Here is a 24197-nt window from a genome sequence, read left to right as displayed (position 1 = left end):
ATATTATTCTAGCATGTAGAGATGCATTTTTTAATACAACGGTGAAACCATACTGTACCATACGCATAGCGTATGGTTTTAATTACACAATAAAAAAACGGGACATGCTCAATGTCCCGTTTCAAATCATTACTTTTACGCATGTGTTCTCTTAAATCTTAAAGTATATTCTTTAAAAGTAATGAAGCATTTATTTTTCTCGTCATATAATTTATATTTCAGTGATTCTAAACTCTCTTTAATTGTTATGGTTGTTGCGTGATGTAATGGTGGTGTCTTTTCGTGTGCTTGTTCTAATTGATAGTTTGGAATTCTTGGACTTAAATGATGAACATGATGGTAGCCAATGTTCCCTGTCATCCATTGAAATACTTTTGGTAATTTATAATATGAACTGCCTTCTATAGCGGCTTTTACATAATCCCACTCTGATGATTCTTCGAAATATGAATCTTCAAATGTATGTTGAATATAAAATAACCAAATACCTAACATACCTGCAATGAACAGCATTGGTAGAAATACAAGTACAAATGGAACTGCACCTACAATAAAGAAAATACCGACATAAAGAACTAGCAAGATTATATTATGCAACCAAGTGTTACGTTTTTCTTTAGCTTTCGCATCTTTAGCATTCATTCTGTTTGAAATAAACATAAGGAATATTGGTCCTAAAATAAACATCACAAACGGATGTCTATACATTCTATATTTAAATTGAGTGAACTTTGAAGCTTCATGATATTCTTCAATAGTCATAACCCAAATATCACCAATACCACGCTTTTCTAAATTCCCGCTACTCGTATGATGTATAATATGCTCTCTTCTCCATTTTTCATATGGGAAGAATGTTAATAACCCAGTTATATTTCCTAACAAATCATTGTTCTTTTTCTTACTCAAAAATGATCCGTGGCAACAATCGTGAAAAATGATAAATGTTCTAATAATAAAACCAGATGCCAATACACCACATAGGACCGATAATGACCAATGTAATTGATAACTTACCAAGCCAACAACAATAAGCACAATTAATGGGATGATTGTGTTTATAATTTGAATTGTACTTTTCTTTAAATTGTTATTTTCAAATGGTTTAACCATTTTTCGAAGTAACCTTTTCTTTTCTTTTTCGATGATTTACACTTCCTTTTTATTCAATAAATATAAAAAAAGAATCACTTGAATGAATCAAGTACTTCCATCTCTATTAATCATGATATAGCATATTTATAAGCTTTACAAACAAAAAATAAACCCAATAAAACGATTACTATACTACTAAAATTTATTTTATTATAATAACAAATTATAACTTGGTCATAACAGTTGATATACATACTATATTCATCATCGGATACATATACAAAATGATACAATAATAGTATAATACTTTATATTTTATGGAGGTGTTTATGTGAAACTAATCGAAAATAAACATAGCAACAACACATCTAAACATATAAATAAACAATTACAAATACAACCAAAAGAAGTATTAGAAGACAAAGATACTAGAAAATCTCTTGTACTCGAAAAAAAGAAATCTATATCTGATTTGACAATCAAAAATATCTTTGAAAATTACAATGAAAAACCTGAAAATACATTACTAGTATCTTTTGAAAGTATAGGCAATGAAAAATGGTAAAATAATAATCAATCTAAATATTAAAAAGTACCAAGAAAGCGATTATGCGTTTCTTGGTACTTTTTTTAAATCATTCTTTAAGATTTCTTACCACATAATATTTTTAACTGTTTCATCGTTTAATGCTTTTACGATTTCAGCTACTAATTTTACTGCGTTTAAGTAGTCTTCTTTATGAAGGATTGATACATTTGAGTGCATATAACGTAATGGAACGCCGATTGAGATTGTTGGTGTACCTTCGTTTGCTACGTGAATACTACCTGCATCTGTTCCGCCACCTGTTATGTTATCCCATTGCACATCAATGCCTTTTTCTTTTGCTACGTTTTTGATGAATTTTCTAAATCCAACGTGACCGATATTCGTACCATCCATTAACAATACAAGTGGTCCGTTACCTAATTTCGTTTCGTGATCTTCCCCTTTCATACCTGGTGTATCATAAGCAATACCTACATCCACTGCGATAGATAAATCTGGCTTAATTTTGTTTGCAGCAACTTTCGCACCACGTAAACCAACTTCTTCTTGTACAGTTGCACCTGAAACTAAGTTAATACCGAGGTCATCGTTTTTAAGTTCATTTAATACATCAACACTTAACGCACAACCGAATCTGTTGTCGAATGCTTTTGCTGTTAAGTAGTTTCCGTCACCTAAAGTTTCAAACTCAGAATAAGGTGTCACCATATTGCCGATTTCAATACCTAGACCTTCAACCGCTTCTTTATCATCAACACCTATATCAATAAACATATCTTTAACGTCAACAGGTTTTTTACGTTCTTCTGGACTTAAAACGTGTGGAGGTTTAGAACCAATAATACCTCTAATTTCTTTGCCTTCATCTGTTGTAATCGTTACTTTTTGTGAAAGCATCACTTGGTTCCACCATCCACCAATTGTTGTGAATTTAATGTAACCATCTTCATCGATACGTGTAACCATAAATCCGATTTCATCTAAGTGACCCGCTATTAAAATCGTTTTAGAACCATTTTTAGCGTTCTTTTTCCCGAAAATACCACCTAGGTTATCTTCAATAATTTCATCACTTACAGGTTCTAAGTATTCTTTCATTTTAGATTTAACATTATACTCAAATCCTGAAATACCATTAATATCTGTAAGTGTTTTTAATAATTTTACTGAATCTGCCACAAAAAATCCCCCTTAAAATTAATTAACACTTTTACTATATCATTCTATTTAAAAATTGTATCAAACAAAGCTTTAATTTAATTGATTTTTCAGTATTTTGAACAAATCATTTGAATGATCAATGACAATATCAAAATTTTCAAGAAGAGGATGCATGAATAATTCATATTGAATACGTCTTTCGTCTTGAGATGCCTTTAAAAATTCTATATCTATTCCTTTTACATGTACATCACGATTAAATCTTCTTTTCAGCTCAGTTTCATTATCCGTATAAATGTAGATAGATAAATCAACCCATTTGGAATCTATAAATGTGGTAGTCATACCTTCTAAGATTGTTACTTTCTTTGTCGCATCTAAACGTTCAGATTGTTGCCACGGTGTTTCAATCGTCATGATGTCAATACCATTACGTAAAGCACGTATATCGCGTTCTAGAATATCAACATTATGCGCTTCAGGCATACAAGCCGTTACTTTCGCTTCATGCTCTATACCGTTATACATATATTTCGCCTTTGTATGTTTTCTTAAATTCGAATTTACTATATAAGTATCTGTGCTGATTAAGTTGTAATCTTTTGAATCTAGACATTTTATTAATTCCTGACAAAATGTACTTTTTCCTGAGCCACCATGTCCACCAATTCTAATAATGATTTGATGGTCAGAACGCTTTATAAATCCCACGACTTCTTCAAGCACAGCATTCATATTCTCATTACCTTCACTCATCATTTAGCCCTTTGCCTTCCAATATATGATCGATATATTTTTCTACTCGACTAACGCGTGTTGCTGGACGCTTTGCTTGGCTAATATAGTAAATATATTGGCGTTGTCTTCCTGGTGTCAAATTATAGAAAGCTTCTTTTAAGTTACTATTTTGATCAAGTTGTTCTTGTAGTTCAACTGGCATTTCATATTCTTCTGTTTTCTTTAATTCTACTTTAGCGCCTGACTTTTCAAGCTCGATTGCTTCTTCAACATATGCTTTAATAATATCTCGTTGCTCTTTAATTTGATCTACATTGGTAAATCTCAATTGTCTTGCGGCTTGAACATTTTTTGTTTGTTGTATGAGTATTTTTTCAGGATCTTTAAGTAATGAACCTTTATGAAATAAAAGTGCACAGTATTCTTTAAATCCATGTATCAATACAACATTCTTACCTTTCAATGTATAACATGGGTGCATCCATTTATAATCTTCTTCTAAATCACATTCACGTATAATTTCTCTTAATCGTTCAAATTCATCTTTCCATTTTTTTCACGTTGCATAAAAGCTTCGACTTTAGGATTTTTCTCCATTTTTTCACTCCTCAATATTAATTCCTGAATGATTTTAATTTATTATATACTAAATGATAAAAAAAGAGCAGATATCCTTAAATATAAGAAATTTCTGCTCTTCTTTGTGCCAAATGTATTAATTTTTGTCTATTTTTATCATACTTTTATTCGTATCATGATAGATTTCATCATTCATTTCTTGCATTTTGCGTTCTACATTTGTTATTTCTATTGAACATTCTTTTAACTTTTCTTCATATTGTTCAGTAGATACATGAGAATTCTTATATCTTAATTTATGTTCCAAACTTGCCCACATATCCATTCCAATTGTTCGAATTTGAATTTCAACAGGTATCATTTGAACACTTTCCGCTAAAAATACAGGAATAGATACAACTAAATGTAAACTTTTATATCCATTCATTTTAGGATTTTCTATATAGTCTTTTCTTTTTAATAATTTTACGTCAGTTTGTCTAAGTAATAATTTTTCAATTGTATAGACATCTTCTAGATAATTACAAATAACTCTTATTCCCGCGATATCTTGAATATTCTCTTTTGCTGAATTTGCATTTAAAGGAAATCCTTTGCGTCTTAATTTCTTAATAAGACTTGGAAATTCTTTAACACGCTTTTCCATATGGTGAATTGGATTATGTTTATAAGCAACTTGGAATTCATCGTCCAATATTTTCAACTTTGTCCCGATTTCTTCTAAAGCTGCAGCATATTGATGTTGTAGTTCTACAAAATTAAACAACTCTTCTAGCGCTTGTTCAGAAGACTGCGCATATTCAATTTCACCTAAATTATTCGTAAATTCCTTCTTTAATTCTGCTAAATTGATTGTTGGTTTTCTTTCTATATACATAGATATGCTCCCTTATATTTTTAAATAAAAAATATATATCACTTCATCTAATTATATCATTTAAAAGTTTGCGATTAAAGAAAGTCGATATACGATTGATTTTTCTTAAACGGATGTAAGACAAAGAAAAACGCGCAAGACTCGTAAGCCTTGCACGTTTATAAATACAAATTCAATTATCATTACTATTTCAATTCTGGCCAGTATTCTTTATTTGCTTCAATAAGGTCATCTAATATATTTTTAGCTACTGATGCACTCGGAACCGTGCGAGATAAAGTTAGTGCTTGCCATAATTTTTGATAAGATTGTTCTTCATAAGCTTCAACTGTTAATTTCTCAACACCTACTTGTTGTTCCATTAAACTTTTTTGGAATCTTGGGATTTCACCAACTGATAAAGGTTCTGGACCTTCGCTACCAACTAAACATGGAATTTCAACCATCGCTGTTGGTTCAAAGTTTGAAATGGCACCTTTATTCTCGACAATCATTAACATTCTTTCTTTCGTATTAAACGCAATGGCTCTTGCTAAGTCTACGATATAAGATGCATGTTCATCTATTGTTAATTCCGTTCCTTCAGCAGTACCTTGATCAATGATTTTTTGACATTCACCGAATACAAATTTTTCTCGTCCTGCCATTACTTCATTTGCTCTTGTATAGTCTTTGTTTGAATGTTCCACAACGTAATCAGGGAAGAAATAATATTTTAAATATGTGTTAGGTAACGTATCTTTATCAAGTGCTTGTACATCACGTGCTTTCTTGAACGTATCATTCCAACTTGCTTCTTGTTCAATATCGCTGCCCGTATCAGTCGAATACCCAAATTGTTCAACGTGTTTAATGATACTTGGCATTAAATCATTACCTGACTTATCTCTTATATCTGTCCACCAACCGAAGTGATTCAAACCATAATATTTAACGACCATTTCTTTTCTAGATTTCAGACCAATATTTGTTGCCATCAGCTCTTCAATACCAATTGGCATATCACAAATATTTAAAATTTTAGAGTAAGGTCTTAATTTTCTCGTTGCTTCAGCTACAATTGCTGCTGGATTCGAATAATTTAACATCCAAGCATCTGGTGAATATTGTTCCATGTAATCCACAATTTCTAGTACGCCAGTAATAGAACGCATACCATAAGATATACCACCAGGTCCACACGTTTCTTGTCCAACGACACCATGTTTCAACGGAATCTTCTCGTCTTGTTCTCTCATCGCATATTTACCAACACGTATGTGTGCCATAACGAAATCTACATTTTCAAAAGCTGTTTTAGGATCCGTACTCGCCTGTAACTTAACACTTGGCGCTCTTTCATGAAGTAATATTTCACAAGCATCCGCAATGGTTTGTTGTCTATCACCATCATTGTCGTATAATTTAATCGTATCAATCGGAAAATCTTCTAAATGATCCAGTAACATTAATATAATGCCTGGTGTAAATGTACTTCCTCCACCTGCTATTGTTATGTTAAATTTCTTCATTATTTATGACCTCCATATTTTTTATATCATCGTTTCAAATGAATCTCTTACTTGAGGTACACTGAGTCCTACAATTACTTGAACATTTGTACCACTTTTCGCTACACCATGTGCCATTTGATTATGCGTGAAGTAGTCGTTATCTTTCACTAAACTTGGATCTTTAACCGTTACTCTTAATCGTGTCGCACAATTTGTAACGTCTTTAATATTGTCTTTGCCACCTAATCCTTCTAAGAAATAAATAGCTTTCGTATCATATTCTGATGCATTGTCATCCATTTGTGTATCAGCACTTGCTTTTTTAGACTTATAATCTTCTTTCGTATAAAGCTTAGCGTCACCATCATCAGGCACACGCCCAGGTAATGGTACATTAAACTTCTCAATAATAAACTTAAATACAAAGAAGTAAATCACAACAAAGATGATACCAATGATAAATTGTGCAACGTAAGTCATACCGTGATTAGAGAATAATGGAATCCAGTTTATTGCCGCGATTTCTATCGCACCGCCGCCTTGAATACCAACTACACCGAATAGGTACATAATTGTAACCATTGTTGCACCTAATAATGCATGAATTAAGAATAAGTAAGGTGCAATAAATAGGAATGTAAATTCTAATGGTTCTGTAATACCTGCGAAAATTGCTGTTAATCCAGCTGGTAATACTAATGCCAATACTTTTTTCTTGTTCTCTTTTGGTGTTGAAGCGTACATCGCTAATGCTATACCTAAACAACCAAATATTTTAATGTTACCTTGTAACAAGAATCCATATGGATAAAGTTCTTTAAGAGATTTAGCAGAATTAGAGAATTCTGTTAAGTGTTGAATCCAATAAGGTTTCAATCCACCATTAACCGCTGCTGGTCCATATTCAAATGGCGTGTATATGAAATGATGTAACCCTGTAGGAATCAATATTCTTTCTAAGAAGTGGAATAGCCAAACCCCTACAAATCCTGATTTCAACATGACACCTTGTAATGAACCGATACCTGCTTGTACTGTTGGCCATACCGCACATACGATAAAAGCGATTGGGATCATAACAAAGAATCCAATAATAACAACGTATGGTAGACCTTGGAAAATACCAACCATTTCAGGTAATTTCTTATCATAGAAACGATTATGTATCCAAATGACGATTGCTGATATGAAAATTGCACCAATGATACTTGTATCTAATGTTGGAATACCAGCTATTTCTTTTACTCCGGTTAAATTTTCAACACCCTTTGATAAATCTACTCCGAACGTCTTTGGCCAAAGGGTTAAAATTGCATTAATAAAATTGTTAAATACTAAATAAATCATTAAAGCTGCTAGTGTTGCTCTACCTTGCGCTTTTTTAGCAAGTGAGATTGGAAGTCCAATCACAAACGCTAGTTCCATATGGTTGAATATAGTCCAACCACCCGCTTCAATCAAACTCCAAATTTTAAACCACATTGTGCCATCTTCAGCTATTGAACCCATAATATTTGGATTTTTAAATAGTGTTGCAAACCCTACAACAATACCGAAAAATGCAAATAGTAATACCGGTACAATCATGGCACTACCAAATCGTTTAATTGCATTCATATTTTAACCCCTTTTCCTCATCAATTTATCTCAACAATATAGGAAGCGCTTACATTTGCCAAGAGGTTTGACGTAAATAGAAATCACATAGTAAACTTAGATTATATTTTCATAACACGAAAATTTTTTCACTTCGAATGGAGGATTATAATGATTTTGGATAAACTGATTAATGAACATTATCAACAACTTAATGACAACGATATACATATCATACAAATGATTAATCAAAATATTCACTTGATTCATCGATTAAAAATACAAGAAATCGCCGATATATCACACACTTCAATTTCTTCTATTCACCGACTCGCTCGCAAACTTGGCTTTGATGGTTATAGTGATTTTAAAGCATATATTAAATTAAATAGACAAACATCTAACCCATCGACAGATATCATTGAAAGTTTAGAGCAAGATTTACAACAAACTATGAAACATTTAAAAATGATCGACTATGATTATATAAGCGAACAAATCAACCAAGCGCCATACATCTATATATATGGTACAGGTGTCGCACAATTAAACGTCGCACGTGATGCTCAGCGACACTTTCTTTCTATTAATAAGAGAGTAATGGTTATTAACGACGAGAATGAACTTAAAATTGCTATGAATCAAATGAATAAAGACGATTTAATTTTCATCATTTCATTATCAGGCGAAACATCACATTTAAGAGATAACGTCGAGATTATGCATACACGAAATATTAGTTATATTTCTATTACTACATTAAAGGATAACTATTTAGCCCAGAATGCGAGTTACAATATATACGTTAATAGTTCTCCGATAGAACTATTTAACCAAACATCTTATTCCAGCTTCTTACCATATCACATCGCTTTTGAAGTCATCGTACGTAAATTCAGTGAATGGAAACTTGCGCATTAGGGTATAGTGATCATATAAACGTATGAAAAGTTCTATAGGAGGTTACATCATGAATAAAGTATTCATAACTGGAGAAATTCCAACAGAAGGATTAGAAATGTTACAAGAACATTTTGAAGTAGAAGTCTTTGAAGGGGATAAATTAATTACGAAAGATACTTTACTTCAAAAAGTAACAGACGTAGATGCGATTATTAGCCCACTATCTACAAATATTGATAAAGAAATTATTGATCATGCGCCAAACTTAAAAATCATCGCAAATTATGGTGCTGGTTTCAATAACATAGACGTTAAATATGCGAGAGAAAAAGGAATCGATGTCACAAATACACCAAAAGCTTCAACAAATGCTACAGCAGATTTAACGATTGGTATATTACTTGCCGTATCTAGAAGAATTGCTGAAGGCGACCAACTTTGTAGAACAACAGGATTCAACGGTTGGGCACCATTATTCTTTAGAGGTAGGGAAGTCTCCGGTAAGACTATCGGCATAGTTGGACTTGGTGAAATTGGTTCTGCTGTTGCTAGACGTGCCAAAGGTTTCGACATGAACATCCTATATACTGGACCACATAGAAAACCAGAACAAGAAGCTTCATTAGGGGCTACTTATGTCAGTCTTAATGAGATGTTAGAACAAGCAGATTTCATTACAATTAATGCTGCCTATTCAGATGATTTACATCATTTATTCAATAAAGAAACATTTGAAAAAATGAAAAATACAGCATATGTTATTAACGCATCTCGCGGACCTATTGTAGATGAACAAGCTCTAGTTGAAGCACTACAATCTAAAACAATCGAAGGTGCTGCATTAGATGTATTTGAATTTGAACCAGAAATTACAGATGCACTTAAAACAATGGACAATGTCGTCATAACACCCCACATCGGAAACGCTACATTTGAAGCACGTGATGAAATGGCAAGAATCGTCGCAAATAATACGATTAAGAAACTACAAGGTGATACACCAGACTATATTGTGAATAAATAATATAAAAAGATCCTCGGTCTCATATTAAGAGTTCGAGGATTTTCTTTTATTTAACAAGTTTTCTTTATCGATGATAGTTCTTAGTTTATAAATACTTTCTTTTATATTATGTTCATCAATATATGAATAAGAAAATCTTAAACTATGTTTTTCTCTTTCTGAATAAATCTCCCCTGGATGAATGAGCAATCCTTCCTCTAAGGCACGTTGGAATAACCTTTTCAAATCAATACTTTCATTGAATTTGAACCATATATAGAAAGACCCTTCTACTTTAGACCATCTACCAATATCTGAGAAAGATTCTGTTAAAGCATCTTCCATCAAATCTTTGCGCCTTTGTAAATTACGTTTAATGTCTTCAATATGCTTCTCATGGTAATGTGCCAACCATTTAGTAGCTATAAATTGAGAAATCGAACTTGCACCATAGTCATTTTGCATTTTTAAATCTGCTAAATGATTAATGACCCGTTCGTTGCCAATTAACCACCCTATTCTGAGACCTGGACTAACTGTTTTAGATAGGCTACCTAAATACAACACATTATGACTTGTATCAAGCTCTTTCATCGATTTAGGAATCGAACCTTCAAACCACAGCTCACTATAAATGTCATCTTCCACAACTGGAATACCCTTTGCTTTACACTGTTCAAGAATTTGTTCTTTCTCTTTCAATGTATATGTGTGCGATGTAGGATTGTGCAAAGTAGGATTACAATAAAATATACTATTGCTGTAATCTTCATCTTCTTTAAAAATCGCATGAATATTATTGCTTATATAATCAATTGATAAAGGTATCATTTTGGAATGAATTTTGTGCCACGTTCTAATTGAATTGATATAAGAAGGTGTTTCAACGATAATTTTTGATTTAGGAATTAATAATCCATCTGCTATCAACTTCAAACCTTGTAATGAACCAGAAGTGATACAAATTTCTTCTACACTACACTCAATACCTCTTTTTTTAACAATTTCTTTAACTTGTTGTCTCAACTGAATATTCCCTTTAGGCGCTTCGTAATTTGAAGTCAATTGACAACTTAAATCTTTCGAAATGATTTCATGAAATGCATCATTAGGTATTAATTCTGGCGAAAGTTCACCCGTCCCTAATCTCACCATGTCAGGTATAAATTCGCATCGATTAATTTCTCTAATGTAATATTGATTGTTCTGGTTAATACTATTACCTATATAATCTTGCCAATTTAAATTGTTACTCACATACTCATTCCATTTATTTTTCGAAATGTATATCCCTTTTCTTTCTTTACTTTCAAGCACGCCATAACTTTTTAAAATATCAATCACATGTACAATTGTTGATCTATTTACACCATACTTTTGTGTTAAAGCTCTTTGCGAAGGGATTTTCATACCAACTTCTAATTGACCATTATTAATATCTCTTAACATATCATCTATAATTTTTTGGTAGATAGGTTTTTCCATAAATGTAACTCCAATCTGGTTGGGCATAAATTTAATTCTGGATGATTTCATTGTAGCTTATTTCTTTTATACTATACAAAAAGGAGGTTAAATCAAATGTTTCAAGCAGTCATCCACGGTCTTTTATTAGCACTCGGTTTAATTTTACCATTAGGTGCTCAAAATATATTTGTTTTTAATCAAGGCGCAAATCATAAAAGCTTAAATAAAGCTTTACCTGTTGTTATTACAGCTGGTCTATGTGACACATTACTCATATTACTTGCGGTGTTTGGCGTATCACTCATCTTAAATCACTATCCATCACTACAATTAATCATATATATCGTCGGATTAATTTTTCTATTGTATATGGCTTGGACGTTATGGAACGAAAAATCATCAAGCAATGGCTCAGACATAGCAATATCAGCAAAAAAACAAATCAGCTTTGCATTATCTCTATCATTACTCAATCCACACGCCATTATGGATACAGTCGGTGTTATCGGTACAAGTGCATCACTATATTCAGGGTATGAAAAAGTCGGGTTCACAGTAGCAACAATCTTTATCTCTTGGTTCTGGTTCTTCGGTCTCGCTATAGCCGGTAAACAAGTCGGCATGTTTGATAAATCAGGTAAATTTATCATCATATTAAATAGAGTATCAAGTATTATCATCTTATTCGTCGCAGCACTCATCATCAAAAATATAATCAATATGTAGAATGAGGTAAATGTTTTGGTTGGGATTTAGGTGGGAGTTGCGGGGCTCATTTTCGTGCGCTAACGATCTTGTTTGTGAGTCTTGAGCGTTAGCGCTACTTTTACACATAACAAAAAGACGTGATACTGCTATTTTCTAGCGGTATCACGTCTTTTTTTATATTATATTAAGATGTTAAGGCTATTTCATTATAGAATTCGTCTATATTTATGGATTGGCCGTGGTTCAGTCTTGATTCTTCTGCTGCGAATGCCATTAAGTGACTGATTAAAGATTTACTTGCTATTGATTTAGATACATTTTGATTTGAGCTATTAATTGTATCTATAAAATCTCTTATAATACCTTCATCCCCGCCTCCGTGTCCACTGCTCACTTCTGGGAATTTAATGATTTTTTCTTCTCTTGTTAAAAAGTCAAAAATGCTTATTTCATTTGTTTCCATATTCCCTCTTATTTCACCTTTTGTTCCCATTATTTGAACTACTCTTGTTTGTTCTCTTGTAAATGCGCTCATACTAAATGTTGCTGTTGCACCATTTTCAAATTCCATATTCACAACTTGGTGATCGACAACGTCATTATCTGATTGGAAGACGCATTTCCCATAATCCGTATGATTTAATCTTTCTATGATCGCTTCGTTAGAATTTTCTTCTGTAAATTTCATCGCCCATCCTCTACCGATACCTAAATAATACCTTCCAGCATGAAATGGACATTCATTTTCTACTGGGCATCCGTCTAGACATCTTAATGGTGCGCCTTCTGGTTTGTTTGCTTCGTTAAAGTACATTAATGAGCCAAAGGAATTGATTCTTTTACAATCTTGATCCATGATATAACTGATAATATCCATATCATGGCAAGATTTAGCTAATATCATCGGACTTGACTGTTCCTTACTTTTCCAATTTCCCCTTACAAAACTATGAGACATATGCATATATTCTACATTTTCATTAAGTTGAATTGACGCAATCTGACCAACATCTCCATTTTGAACGATAGATTTGATTCTACTCCAGAATGATGTATATCTTAATACGTGACAAATCGTTAATGTTCTATCCATTTCTTTCGCTTTTTCTACCATTTTAATACACTCTTCAGGACTAGGAGACATCGGTTTTTCAAGCAACACATGATATCCTAAATCTAATGCTTTCATTGTTGGTTCAAAATGTACTTTATCTTGAGTACATATAATTGCTATATCAGCTTCTGGCTTTAAGTCCAATAATGCTTTCCATGATTCTTGTACATATCGTTCATCAAGACTATGATGACGACTTACGCGTTCTCTTCTTTCTTTAACAGGTTCCGCTACCCCAATTAATTTAATTTTATGGGGTAAAGACTTTATCAAATTCGCGTAAACTCTTCCCCCACGGTCACCTGCACCTAACAAAATCGCTTTTTTTATACCCATTGAATCGTCCCCCTTTATCATTCAATAGTTTCATATTACTACTATAAAAGTAAAAAATCACACATTTATCATTATTTTTTGTTCATATTTGTTCAAAATTGTTATTATTATAAATGAAAAACAGTAGGCATTCAAATTATAAAAATGAATGTCTACTGTTTAAATATTGATATATTGAATTAATGACCTTGATTATGCTGCATTTGCATCAGTTCATCTGCTGTAAATTGTACATCAGTTCCAATAATAATTTGGATATTTTTATCACTAATCACTTTGTTTCCTAATGCGCCAGATTGTTTGATTTTATCTTGATCAACAACACTTGTATCTTTTAATGTTAGACGCAGTCTTGTTGCACAGTGGTCGATAACTTCTATATTATCATTACCACCAATTGCTTCATATATAAGCTTTGTCTTATTAGATACTTTCACACCACTGTTGTTTGTTGAAGTACCCGCTTCATCTTCTTCAAGACTAGGATCTTGCTTTGCCGCTTCTTCCATTAAACCATCTCTACCTGGTGTCTTAAGATTAAATGTACGAATCGCAAAATCAAATACGACGAAGTATACGACACCCATAATCAAACCAAGTACAAGTAACATTAATGGTTTATTAGCAATTGGAATACTTAAACTTAATAAATAATCTATTAATCCTGCACTAAATGTAAATCCTGCAGTCCAATGGAATGTTGCTGCTATAAATAATGAAATACCTGTTAATAACGCGTGAATACCAAATAACATCGGTGCTGCTACTAAGAATGAGAACTCTAATGGTTCTGTGATACCAGTTACGAATGAAGCAATCGCTGCTGTAACCATTAAAGAACCTACTACTTTTCTGTTACGCTTTTCAGCATTTTTCCAAATCGCTAATGCTGCAGCTGGTAATCCAAACATCATAATTGGGAATAAGCCTGCTTGGTAACGACCTGTTATACCCGCTTCACCTTTACTAGACCAGAAGTTTGCAATATCATTAATACCCGCAATATCAAACCAGAATACTTGGTTTAACGCGTGATGCAATCCAAATGGTAATAATAAACGGTTAAAGAATCCATATAACCCTGCCCCAAGAGGACCAAGTTTAGAAATCATTTCACCAAATGACACTAAGCCATTATATACTGGCGGCCAAATAAACATAAGTGCGATAGAAATGACTAACATAGCCGCTGCTGATAATATCGGCACAAGACGTTTACCACTAAAGAAAGCAAACGCTGTTGGTAATTTCGTATCTTTAAATCTATTGTAAATTGCTGCTGTAACTAAACCACAAATAATCCCGATAAATACATTACTAATACCCGTAAATGCTATATCAACTTTATCCTCAGCAATATGCAATACTTTCGCCATTGCTTCTGGCTTTAGTACTTGTGTAACCACTAAAAATGATACAAGTCCACTAAGTGCTGCTGCACCATTTTTATCTTTAGACATACCGAATGCTAACCCTACCGCAAATAGTATGGGTAAATTATTAATAACTGCTAAACCACCATTTGCTAAAAAGTTCGCAACGCTATTTCCTTCCCCGTTAATTGCACCTGAATCAATAAAAGATGCGATACCTAAAAGTAACCCAGCTACCGGTAAAATCGAAATAGGTAGCATTAGAGACTGTGCAAATTTTTGCATATAAGCCTTCATATTTTTCTCCCCTTATATAGTTGTTGGAAACGTAATCTCTACTACATATTTACCACAAAAAACATTTGATGTATATAACGAATTAATATTTCAAAAACTTAAAATAATCAATTAATTATTTTTAACAAAAATAATAAGCACCTCGTTAATATTTATATCAACATACTTTCTAAAAACTAAGAGCCTGCAACAATTTCAATGTTTCAGGCTCTTAAGTGTTTATTTATTCACTTTTTTAACAACTGATGACTTCAATCCAATTTGTCCAAAGCCTGGTATTTTACAATCAATGTCATGACCATCTTCTGGGTCCACTAATTTGATACCTTTAACTTTAGTGCCTTGTTTAATAGAATTAGATGATCCTTTTACTTTTAAATCTTTAATGACTGTTACAGTATCTCCATCATTTAATTCAACACCATTTACATCTTTAATAACTGTGTTTTCTTCATTTGATGCATCTTCGTCGTTTATAGACCATTCATGATTACACATTGGACAAATATAAAATTGTCCGTCCTCGTAAGTATATTCTGAATCACATTTAGGGCAATTTGGTAATATTGCTTCCATCTTTCAACCTCCGAAAGTTTATAATAACCTCTATAATTTATCACATTTTCATAAATACTGGTATTGGATTTTTCATAAATTTAAGGATTCATGATGATATATGACGTAATCGCTTTGACTTTAGCATCTTTTTTATGATTTTCAAATTCATACATTTCAGCAAAATAAATTTCCTCACCAGAATTCAATATAATTGTGCCATGTGTAGAAGCTTCTTTACCGTGCGTAAGCATTGATTTAATTTCAAGGCTAGATACTTTTTGCAAGTGCTCATTTATTTCTTCTAAAAATGCTTTTCTACCTATTAGTTCAAAAGAACCAGGTACATTCCATACTAAATCATCTGTTAGCCATTCAGTGAGACACTTTTCGTCACCAACTATTGAAGCAATCACAATGTCTCGTATGACTCTTCTTTTTGGTGCGTTATCACATTTTAAATCTCCCAGTACAGTGAATTTCACATTTTTCAAATCATCATCTAATTGACTAAATGATAACCCTTGTTCTAATAATGCTTCTTTCAAAATGCCTATTGCTTTTGGTCCCATACCATGAAGTTTCGCCAAATTATGTTCATCTAATTGTGCAACCTGTTCTAACGTCGTAATATTGATCGTATTCAAAGCATTTGTTGCTGGTTTCCCTATTTTCGGCAAATTTGTCATCCGAACACAGCTCCCTTTATGAAATGTCTTTTCGTTTAAACCCTATAAATCCAATTATGATAAGCGCTACAGATATTATGATTAATATACTTATACCCGAATAATTCATATCTTCAACAGGTATTTCAGGAATATGATGAAATGGCGTTATATCTTTTAACCAGTCTTTAATATTTAATAATTGTCCTAAGTATACGACGAAAAATGTATAAGTTAAATATAAATAAACGATAAAATGCCCTTTATTGAACCATCCTAAAAGTACAACACCGAGTGCTACGAAAGATATAATGGCTGGTATATGCACAATTCCTGCCTTTATAATTGTCCAAAAACTAAATGGATCATCTAACACAGATGCTTGGGCAATATACAAACCTAATGCAGCTATAAAAATCATTAAAATAGCATTAAATAATGAAACCACTAAATAGCTACTCAACAATTTAATTCTTGAAATAGGTCGAGACATTATAAGTTCTATACGATGAGTATCTATTTCGTTTTTTATTTTGTATAAACTTAACAGCGCAGGTATAGTTGATACAATTGCCATTATAATCATTAAAGTAGGTAAGAATGCTTCTATATAATGATCACCTTTACCAGCTACCATTTGCTGCAACATTTCGTTATCTTTAATAAAGTCATCTAACTCACCAAATATTGACCCATATGAAGCGCCAAATACAAACATCCCTATTGCCCAGGAAATAAGCCCTACTTTATACAATTTAAGTTGTAAACCGAGTGGAGATAGCCATATTTTATGTGCTGTTCTTTTACCAGGTTTAGAAGGCAGTAAGCCAGACTCTATATCTCTTCTGAAATAAAGTATCATCGCTATCATTAAGAATATAATAGCCGTTATCAAAGTTATGACGATTGGCCACCAATTATTTTCAGAATAAGCAAACGTTCTTGTAATCCATCCTAGAGGTGAAATCATAGAAATATCTTCATTTATGACGTCACCAACAGCTCTCACTAAATAACTTAAGAGCAGTACTGTAATACTATAGCCCGTAACACTACTACTTGTTTCAGTTAACTGTGAGAAAATAGCTGTCATCATACCAAATAGAATACCAATTGATCCTAATGAAACTGCATACACGATTGAACCTTGCCAATCCACACTATCAATATTCATTAAAGGTAATATAATCATAATCAAAATGGTTACCATGATATTCACAATTATCATCTCAATAAGTGCACTTACGAGAGGTGATACTTTTCCAACTGACAATGCTCGAATCATTTCGATACGACCTGCAGATTCATCTCCTCTTGTACTTTTTGAAACAAGTAAAATACTCATTATTGCAACGAGAATACCAGTAAAAAGCAACATCTCGTGCGTAAATAACACGCCAACTGATACGTGTTCAAATTGTCCTGGTCCTAACATTGCTTCCATTGCAGGATTTTTGGAAGTTTCAACAATTGGTTGCATATCTGATTGGTGTGGATACATACTTTTAAATGTTGGTGGAATGATAACTGTTAAAACGACAATACCTAATATCCAAAACAGCATTTTCCATTTATGAGTCTTGAGGTAAAATAACGTCAATTGACCAACACCACTAAAGAGATTATTCATATTACTCACCTCTTTCAATATTCACACCATAATGTCTCATAAATAAATCTTCTAATGTAGGTGGCATACTTTCTAATTTCAGTAATTCAAATCGGCTTAAATATTTAATAATATTAGAAACTTTCTCTGAATCCACTTGAAAATGATATATTTCTCCTTCTCTAGAAATATCATGTACACCATCTTGCTCGTCTAAATCTGATAAATCTTCTTTAGACTGAACTACGAAATGCATTCTCGTTAGATGTCTCAAATCATCCAACGTTCCCATTTCTACGATTTCACCTTTTCTAATAATGCCGACTCGGTCACATAGTTTTTCTACTTCACTTAATATATGACTTGATAATAGAACACTTTTGCCCTCTTTTTTCTTTTCTAATACACATTCTTGGAATACTTGTTCCATTAAAGGATCTAATCCAGATGTCGGTTCATCTAATATAAGCAGTTGTGCATCAGTAGTAAATGCAGCGATAAGTGCAACTTTCTGTCTATTACCTTTAGAATATGACCCACATTTTTTAGTAGGGTCTAAATCGAATTTTTTAATCAGTTCATCTCTTTTTTCATTATTTTTAGTGCCACTTAATTTTAGAAATAAATCTATCACTTCTCCACCTGTTAAGTTTGGCCATAAATTCACATCACCTGGAACATAGGCAACTTGTTTATGAATTTGAACTGCATCTTTCCAAGCATCTTTATCAAATGCCACAATCGTACCAGAATCAGGTTTAAGCATGCCTAAAATTGCTTTAATTGTCGTAGATTTCCCAGAACCATTCGGACCGATAAAACCAAATATTTCTCCCTCTTCAACAGTGAAATTCACACCGTTTAAAGCTTTAAATTTACCAAACGTCTTTGTTACATCATTTACTTTTAACAATGTCATATTAATCACGATCCTTATAGAAAATTTTACGCATTTCTTTAATATATAAGTCGAATTCATCATAAAAGCTTTGATAATCATTCTGCTCGATCATTTGATGCGTTATTCGTGTCTTCATAGATTCTGCTAAACCGTCAATCGAGTACTTTATAATATTGATAGACATTTCAACATTCAAATCCTCTTTAAAAAGAGCCCTTTCTAAATCTTCAAATAGTGCATTTTGAACTTTACTTTGTAATTGTTTAATATGTTGATCTTGTTCTTCAGATATATAATGATGTTCAGATTCCTCCAGAACAATTTTCGTTAAAAACTTCGACATATGAGGATGAATCGTCATTAAATTAGATTTTATTTTCGCTTGTTTAACTAACCTATTAAAAATATCTTTCTCAGAAGTATCAATTTGTTTAAAATAATATTCCTCAATGAAATCTAATGAATAATCCACAAGAAATTTAAATAATCCTTTTTTATTTTTAAAGTAATAAAAAAGCATCCCTTTACCAATACCAGCATTTTCAACAATACGATTCGTAGAACTTTGTTGATATCCATAATTAGAGAACTCCATCAGTCCTGAATTGATTATTTTTTGACGCTTTTCTTCATCTAAATTATAGAATGCATCATTCATCATATACACCTTCCGAAACATATTAGACCAGTTCGGTCGACTACATCATAACGCTATCGACCATATTGGTCAATTATTGTTACTAAATAGAAAAGCCACCAATTCGCAAAATACGAATTGGTGGCTTATTTAGTACTTACAGCACTATGTACTAACCCCTTTGTTTGCATATAAAAATAAATCAAATTCAAATTAAAGACCTAAAGCTGTAATCAAATCTACGATTGGTTGTAAAATACTTGTTAACATAAGAAATCTCCTCCTTTGTTTAAGTTATTCTTATTCTATATCAAATAATTATAAGTCAAAAAAATGAGTAAAGTTACATTACTCATCGTGTTATGTATCCTCACCTTTATCTTACATTTAAAAACATTTATTTATATTAATATGCAAAATACAAATAATCGTAGTATAATGCTTTTTATATTGTTTTATAAATCTTATTGTTTACATATGTTTTATTGTGTTTAAGGAGAGCGAATTAAAAATGGAAAATCATGAGTTACAAAGAAGTATGTCTAATCGGCATATTCAGTTAATTGCTATTGGTGGCGCGATTGGTACCGGTCTTTTTCTTGGGGCTGGTAAGAGTATTTCACTAGCGGGTCCATCTATTTTATTAGTTTATATTATTATTGGTTTTTTCTTATTTATTATGATGAGAGCCTTAGGGGAATTATTACTTTCAAATAATAACTATAATTCTTTCATTGATATTGCAGAACATTATTTAGGTCCTTTATTCGGATTTTTAACTGGATGGACGTATTGGTTTTGTTGGGTTGCAACGGGAATAGCGGATATTACAGCAGTGGCTAAGTATATTCAGTTTTGGTATCCTGATGTTCCTGCATATGTTTCTGCAATTGCAACAGTTGTTATTCTATTAGGTTTAAATCTTATGACTGTTAAATTATTTGGTGAGGTCGAATTTTGGTTTGCACTCATTAAAATTATCGCCATTATATTATTAATTGTCATTGGTTTATGGATGATATTTAATGGTTTTAAATCTAGCACAGGTATTCAATCTGGATTTCATAATTTATATAGCCATAATGGTTTCTTCCCAAATGGTGCTATGGGCTTCTTACTGGCTTTCCAAATGGCAGTATTTAGCTTTGTAGGAATTGAACTTGTAGGTGTTACAGCTCGTGAGACGAAAGATCCTGAAAAGAATTTACCTAAAGCGGTTAATTCTATCGGTATTCGTATTTTAATTTTCTATGTATTAAGTTTATTAATCATTATGAGTATCACACCATGGAATAAAATTGATCCTGCTGAAAGTCCTTTTGTTAATTTATTTGTATTAGCTGGTATTCCAGCTGCTGCAGGAATTGTTAACTTTGTTGTGTTAACTTCAGCTGCAAGTGCTGCAAACAGTGGATTATTCAGTAATAGTCGTATGGTTTATGGTTTAGGTCAAACGGGTCATGCGCCTGAAGGGTTAAGCAAGACAAATAAACGTGGTGTACCTTATCCAGCATTGATATTCTCAGGTGTTGTATTATTCTTCGCTGCGATATTAAATTATTTTATACCAGATGACGTATTTACACTCGTTACGACATTAGCTACGATATTCTTTATTTTTATTTGGTCTATCATTTTAATTTGTTATATCAAATTTAGAAAAGAAGACAAATCTTTACACGAAAAATCTAAATTCAAAAATCCATTCGGTGTGATTGGATCATATCTTGCATTAATATTCTTTGTATTTGTATTAGTTATTTTGTTCTTTGCAAATGATACACGTACAGCATTAATGTACTCACCTTTATGGATTGTACTATTGCTTGTTATTTATTATTTGAATCATCGCAAGCAATCTACTTCAAATGAATAACTCTAATAAACAGTAAACATCGTCATATGACGTGTTTACTGTTTTTTATTGAACAAATGTTATATACCATCGAATAATATTTAAATTCTTGTTATATATTGAATGCAATTAATAGTGTAATATTTATCTATATATTCTAAATTTTTAGAAAATACTATTAACTTCTTGATTTAGATATGCTAAAGTTTGACTATTAACTTTAAAAAGGAGGGAATGCTAATGGTTAGTGAACCGCTTATTTCAGCAACAATACTATTCGCATTAATCGTTCTCGGGGAAATTATATCTTATCTTACAAAGGCTCGTGTACCAATGTTATTAACGGCAATGGTCAGTTATTTGCTTTTATCATGGGCAGGCGTCTTACCTGAAAAGATATTAGATAATGCCATTTTACCTTCGCTAGGTGCGCTTATTATTGCACCAGTTATCATGCATATGGGTACAATGATGCCGCTTCATATACTTAAATCACAATGGAAAGCAGTTGTTATATCAATATTGGGTATATTGGGTTCTACAACCTTAATATTAGTCTTCGTTACACTCCTATTTGATTTCCGTACTGCTGCTTCAGGTGTTGGACCTATTGCTGGAGGTATCGTCGCGCTGCTCATCACAGTCGAAAAGCTTCAAGATTTAGGATTAGCAAATTTAATTGTTTTACCCGCTATCGTGCAGGCTCTTCAAGGCGTTATTGGTATGCCATTAAGTTCTATCCTTATGAAGCGCTATTCAAAATATTACTTAGCAAATAGACATACAGACAAAAATGTCGCTAATATTTCTAATAAAAACGAATCCAAGAAAGAAACGATATTTAATAAGAATCCGTTACTTCAAAACAATGTCATCAGACTCTTTATTATGTTCTTCTTAGCAAGTATTGCCTTCATGATTGGTGAAGTAACAGGCATTCATTTCACACTAGTCAGTTTATTATTTGGTGTTATCGGATTGAAAATTGGATTGTTTGAACAAAAAGAACTGGAACATAATCAATCATTCACAATTATGATGGTTATTATCATTTTAATCGTTATCGGTTCTATGGGCGGCATTAAACCACATGATTTATGGGAATTCTTACCTGCTATTTTATCTATTCTTGTTATAGGTACAATTGGTATTTTAATTGGTGGATTTATCGGTGCTAAATTAATTGGTTGGAAACCAACTAAAGCACTGCCAGTTGCTTTAACCGCATTATATGGTTTCCCGGGTGATTTTATTTTATGTGAAGAAGTCAGTCGATCTGTTACTGATAATGAGGAAGACAGAGAAGATGTATTTAATGAGTTATTGAGCCCGATGATTATCGGTGGATTTACAACTGTAACAGTTGCATCTGTTATTTTAACATCTATATTAATGAACTTTATTAAGTAATTTAGGAGGACATAAATATGATTATAAAAAACATCAATTTAATAGACGGTACTGGAAAAGACATTCAACGAGGTGTTGATATAAAAGTTGAAAATCATGTCATTTCTGAAATTGGTAGTAATTTAAATGGCGACAATATAATAGAAGGAAATGGTCAATATCTATTACCAGGTATAATCGATAGTCATGTACATGTTATGTTGGAAATGGAACCTTTAGAAAGAAGATTATCTACACCTTTTTCATATAACTTCTACAAAGCAATTGATCATTTAAAACGAACAGTTGATGCAGGTGTTACAACAGTTCGAGATGCTTTAGGAGCAGATTTAGGTTTAAAAGAAGCTGTAAATGATGGTTTAATACTTGGACCACGTTTACAAATAAGTGTCAACGCATTAACCATTACAGGTGGCCATGGGGACAGTTATACTAAATCCGGTATACAACTACCTATTTTGCAAGATGGCTATCCTGGATTACCGAGTGGCATATGTGATGGTGTGAATGAAGTCCGTAAAAAAGCACGCGAAATGTTAAGAGCTGGTGCTGATGTATTAAAAGTACACGCAACAGGTGGTGTAACAAGTGCAACTGACCACCCAGATTATACGCAATTCTCATTAGAAGAATTAAAAGTCATTGTAGAAGAAGCTCAATTTAGAAATAATCGAAAAGTTATGGCACATGCTCAAGGGTTGCAAGGTGTTAAACAATGTATAGAAGCAGGCATTCATTCAATTGAGCATGGTATATATTTAGATGATGAAGCTGTTCAATTAATGAAAGAAAAAGAAATGTACCTCGTACCTACATTACTCGCACCACTTTCCGTTATAGAGTTCGCTGAAGAATTAGGTATGAGTGAAAATTCTATTAAGAAATCTAAACAAGTCATGCAAGACCATATTGATAGCTTTAAGAAAGCACATCAAGCTGGTGTAAAAATAGCAATGGGTACAGATGCAGGTGTATTCAAACATGGAACTAATTTAAGAGAATTAGAGCTTATGGTTGAACACGGCATGACAGAAATGGAAGCTATTGTTTCGTCTACTAAGACAGCTGCTGAATGTTTAGGTTATGACGACGACTTAGGTACAATTGAAGTCGGCAAGAAAGCAGACTTCATTATACTAGATCAAAATCCTTTAGAAGACATCAAAGTATTAAGAGACCCAAATAAAATTAAAGTCGTTTCAATAGATGGCAAAATTGTGAAAGACATTAGATAATATCATAGCATTTAAAGTGTATTCTAGAAATAGATAC

The 24197-nt window shown here is 32.5% G+C and carries 21 protein-coding genes and 1 pseudogene; 7 read left to right on the top strand and 15 right to left on the bottom strand.

Going from position 1 to position 24197, the window contains the following annotated elements; all coding sequences use genetic code 11:
- Positions 1–135: 135 nt before the first annotated feature.
- Positions 136–1113: a Delta(5) desaturase DesA gene (gene desA / locus LQ686_RS08320; protein ID WP_269670341.1), complete on the bottom strand. Its 978-nt coding sequence runs from the start codon at positions 1111–1113 to the stop codon at positions 136–138.
- A gap of 313 nt (positions 1114–1426) precedes the next feature.
- Between desA and LQ686_RS08315 the strand changes: the two genes are divergently transcribed.
- Entirely contained in the window at positions 1427–1660 is a 234-nt protein-coding gene (locus LQ686_RS08315; RefSeq protein WP_107573118.1) for a hypothetical protein, read from the top strand.
- A gap of 87 nt (positions 1661–1747) precedes the next feature.
- On the opposite strand, the gene LQ686_RS08310 is transcribed toward LQ686_RS08315, so the two are convergent.
- The 6 genes and pseudogenes from LQ686_RS08310 to LQ686_RS08285 all read right to left on the bottom strand — a co-directional run bounded on the left by LQ686_RS08310 (position 1748) and on the right by LQ686_RS08285 (position 8110).
- Positions 1748–2824, bottom strand: coding sequence for a M42 family metallopeptidase (locus tag LQ686_RS08310; RefSeq protein ID WP_107573117.1), 1077 nt, complete (start codon positions 2822–2824; stop codon positions 1748–1750).
- Positions 2825–2896: 72 nt separating this feature from the next.
- Positions 2897–3562 carry a uridine kinase family protein gene (locus LQ686_RS08305; RefSeq protein WP_239733270.1) on the bottom strand — a complete coding sequence of 222 codons (666 nt, stop codon included), beginning with the start codon at positions 3560–3562 and terminating at the stop codon, positions 2897–2899.
- Positions 3555–4141 (bottom strand): annotated as a pseudogene (locus LQ686_RS08300) (YdeI/OmpD-associated family protein). Before LQ686_RS08300 ends, LQ686_RS08305 begins: the two are co-directional and overlap by 8 nt.
- A gap of 118 nt (positions 4142–4259) precedes the next feature.
- On the bottom strand, positions 4260–5000 hold the full coding sequence (locus LQ686_RS08295; protein WP_037590362.1) for a GTP pyrophosphokinase: 741 nt from the start codon (positions 4998–5000) through the stop codon (positions 4260–4262).
- A gap of 185 nt (positions 5001–5185) precedes the next feature.
- The gene (locus tag LQ686_RS08290; RefSeq protein WP_107573116.1) at positions 5186–6511 is read right to left on the bottom strand and encodes a 6-phospho-alpha-glucosidase; all 1326 of its coding nucleotides are present in this window, start codon (positions 6509–6511) and stop codon (positions 5186–5188) included.
- 21 nt (positions 6512–6532) lie between these two features.
- Positions 6533–8110, bottom strand: coding sequence for an alpha-glucoside-specific PTS transporter subunit IIBC (locus LQ686_RS08285; protein ID WP_103360908.1), 1578 nt, complete (start codon positions 8108–8110; stop codon positions 6533–6535).
- 150 nt (positions 8111–8260) lie between these two features.
- On the opposite strand from LQ686_RS08285, the gene LQ686_RS08280 reads away from it, so the two are divergent.
- Both LQ686_RS08280 and LQ686_RS08275 read left to right on the top strand, forming a co-directional pair.
- Positions 8261–9010 (top strand): MurR/RpiR family transcriptional regulator, encoded by a 750-nt coding sequence (locus LQ686_RS08280; RefSeq protein ID WP_107565418.1) that lies wholly within the window; start codon positions 8261–8263, stop codon positions 9008–9010.
- A gap of 49 nt (positions 9011–9059) precedes the next feature.
- The gene (locus tag LQ686_RS08275) at positions 9060–10016 is read left to right on the top strand and encodes a 2-hydroxyacid dehydrogenase family protein (RefSeq protein ID WP_107565417.1); all 957 of its coding nucleotides are present in this window, start codon (positions 9060–9062) and stop codon (positions 10014–10016) included.
- A gap of 24 nt (positions 10017–10040) precedes the next feature.
- On the opposite strand, the gene LQ686_RS08270 is transcribed toward LQ686_RS08275, so the two are convergent.
- Positions 10041–11480: an aminotransferase-like domain-containing protein gene (locus LQ686_RS08270; RefSeq protein ID WP_107573114.1), complete on the bottom strand. Its 1440-nt coding sequence runs from the start codon at positions 11478–11480 to the stop codon at positions 10041–10043.
- Between the two features lie 96 nt (positions 11481–11576).
- Between LQ686_RS08270 and LQ686_RS08265 the strand changes: the two genes are divergently transcribed.
- Positions 11577–12188: a LysE/ArgO family amino acid transporter gene (locus LQ686_RS08265; protein ID WP_107565415.1), complete on the top strand. Its 612-nt coding sequence runs from the start codon at positions 11577–11579 to the stop codon at positions 12186–12188.
- A gap of 166 nt (positions 12189–12354) precedes the next feature.
- On the opposite strand, the gene LQ686_RS08260 is transcribed toward LQ686_RS08265, so the two are convergent.
- From LQ686_RS08260 to LQ686_RS08230, 7 genes are all read right to left on the bottom strand, one after another.
- Positions 12355–13620, bottom strand: coding sequence for a Gfo/Idh/MocA family protein (locus tag LQ686_RS08260; protein WP_107565414.1), 1266 nt, complete (start codon positions 13618–13620; stop codon positions 12355–12357).
- A gap of 179 nt (positions 13621–13799) precedes the next feature.
- Positions 13800–15290, bottom strand: coding sequence for an N-acetylglucosamine-specific PTS transporter subunit IIBC (gene nagE / locus LQ686_RS08255; RefSeq protein WP_107565413.1), 1491 nt, complete (start codon positions 15288–15290; stop codon positions 13800–13802).
- Between the two features lie 219 nt (positions 15291–15509).
- Positions 15510–15866, bottom strand: coding sequence for a zinc ribbon domain-containing protein YjdM (locus tag LQ686_RS08250; RefSeq protein ID WP_037590102.1), 357 nt, complete (start codon positions 15864–15866; stop codon positions 15510–15512).
- Between the two features lie 80 nt (positions 15867–15946).
- Positions 15947–16534, bottom strand: coding sequence for a helix-hairpin-helix domain-containing protein (locus LQ686_RS08245; protein WP_239733269.1), 588 nt, complete (start codon positions 16532–16534; stop codon positions 15947–15949).
- Positions 16535–16550: 16 nt separating this feature from the next.
- Positions 16551–18143 carry an ABC transporter permease gene (locus LQ686_RS08240; protein WP_239733268.1) on the bottom strand — a complete coding sequence of 531 codons (1593 nt, stop codon included), beginning with the start codon at positions 18141–18143 and terminating at the stop codon, positions 16551–16553.
- Between the two features lies 1 nt (position 18144).
- On the bottom strand, positions 18145–19041 hold the full coding sequence (locus LQ686_RS08235) for an ABC transporter ATP-binding protein (protein WP_025904430.1): 897 nt from the start codon (positions 19039–19041) through the stop codon (positions 18145–18147).
- A 1-nt stretch (position 19042) separates the two neighbouring features.
- On the bottom strand, positions 19043–19684 hold the full coding sequence (locus LQ686_RS08230; protein WP_160166425.1) for a TetR/AcrR family transcriptional regulator: 642 nt from the start codon (positions 19682–19684) through the stop codon (positions 19043–19045).
- Positions 19685–20171: 487 nt separating this feature from the next.
- Between LQ686_RS08230 and LQ686_RS08225 the strand changes: the two genes are divergently transcribed.
- From LQ686_RS08225 to LQ686_RS08215, 3 genes are all read left to right on the top strand, one after another.
- Positions 20172–21536: an amino acid permease gene (locus LQ686_RS08225; RefSeq protein WP_239733267.1), complete on the top strand. Its 1365-nt coding sequence runs from the start codon at positions 20172–20174 to the stop codon at positions 21534–21536.
- 219 nt (positions 21537–21755) lie between these two features.
- Complete coding sequence (locus tag LQ686_RS08220) at positions 21756–22925, top strand: hypothetical protein (protein ID WP_025904433.1); 1170 nt, start codon at positions 21756–21758, stop codon at positions 22923–22925.
- 17 nt (positions 22926–22942) lie between these two features.
- Positions 22943–24160 (top strand): metal-dependent hydrolase family protein, encoded by a 1218-nt coding sequence (locus LQ686_RS08215; protein ID WP_025904434.1) that lies wholly within the window; start codon positions 22943–22945, stop codon positions 24158–24160.
- Positions 24161–24197: the final 37 nt, after the last annotated feature.

Origin of the sequence: Mammaliicoccus sp. J-M41 (assembly GCF_022385935.1) — a bacterium.
GTDB lineage: Bacteria > Bacillota > Bacilli > Staphylococcales > Staphylococcaceae > Mammaliicoccus > Mammaliicoccus sciuri_A.
The sequence above is the reverse complement of the archived record's forward strand: the minus strand, read 5'-3'. Positions and strand labels throughout refer to the sequence as shown.

Bases quoted from the DNA above. Each gene is read 5' to 3' on its own strand.
- nagE (WP_107565413.1), bottom strand. From the start codon at position 15,290: ATGAAGGCTTATATGCAAAAATTTGCACAGTCTCTAATGCTACCTATT.
- LQ686_RS08260 (WP_107565414.1), bottom strand. From the start codon at position 13,620: ATGGGTATAAAAAAAGCGATTTTGTTAGGTGCAGGTGACCGTGGGGGA.
- LQ686_RS08270 (WP_107573114.1), bottom strand. From the start codon at position 11,480: ATGGAAAAACCTATCTACCAAAAAATTATAGATGATATGTTAAGAGAT.
- LQ686_RS08280 (WP_107565418.1), top strand. From the start codon at position 8,261: ATGATTTTGGATAAACTGATTAATGAACATTATCAACAACTTAATGAC.
- LQ686_RS08265 (WP_107565415.1), top strand. From the start codon at position 11,577: ATGTTTCAAGCAGTCATCCACGGTCTTTTATTAGCACTCGGTTTAATT.
- LQ686_RS08235 (WP_025904430.1), bottom strand. From the start codon at position 19,041: ATGACATTGTTAAAAGTAAATGATGTAACAAAGACGTTTGGTAAATTT.
- LQ686_RS08250 (WP_037590102.1), bottom strand. From the start codon at position 15,866: ATGGAAGCAATATTACCAAATTGCCCTAAATGTGATTCAGAATATACT.
- LQ686_RS08220 (WP_025904433.1), top strand. From the start codon at position 21,756: ATGGTTAGTGAACCGCTTATTTCAGCAACAATACTATTCGCATTAATC.
- desA (WP_269670341.1), bottom strand. From the start codon at position 1,113: ATGGTTAAACCATTTGAAAATAACAATTTAAAGAAAAGTACAATTCAA.
- LQ686_RS08225 (WP_239733267.1), top strand. From the start codon at position 20,172: ATGGAAAATCATGAGTTACAAAGAAGTATGTCTAATCGGCATATTCAG.
- LQ686_RS08215 (WP_025904434.1), top strand. From the start codon at position 22,943: ATGATTATAAAAAACATCAATTTAATAGACGGTACTGGAAAAGACATT.
- LQ686_RS08275 (WP_107565417.1), top strand. From the start codon at position 9,060: ATGAATAAAGTATTCATAACTGGAGAAATTCCAACAGAAGGATTAGAA.
- LQ686_RS08305 (WP_239733270.1), bottom strand. From the start codon at position 3,562: ATGAGTGAAGGTAATGAGAATATGAATGCTGTGCTTGAAGAAGTCGTG.
- LQ686_RS08245 (WP_239733269.1), bottom strand. From the start codon at position 16,534: ATGACAAATTTGCCGAAAATAGGGAAACCAGCAACAAATGCTTTGAAT.
- LQ686_RS08290 (WP_107573116.1), bottom strand. From the start codon at position 6,511: ATGAAGAAATTTAACATAACAATAGCAGGTGGAGGAAGTACATTTACA.
- LQ686_RS08285 (WP_103360908.1), bottom strand. From the start codon at position 8,110: ATGAATGCAATTAAACGATTTGGTAGTGCCATGATTGTACCGGTATTA.
- LQ686_RS08240 (WP_239733268.1), bottom strand. From the start codon at position 18,143: ATGAATAATCTCTTTAGTGGTGTTGGTCAATTGACGTTATTTTACCTC.
- LQ686_RS08295 (WP_037590362.1), bottom strand. From the start codon at position 5,000: ATGTATATAGAAAGAAAACCAACAATCAATTTAGCAGAATTAAAGAAG.
- LQ686_RS08230 (WP_160166425.1), bottom strand. From the start codon at position 19,684: ATGATGAATGATGCATTCTATAATTTAGATGAAGAAAAGCGTCAAAAA.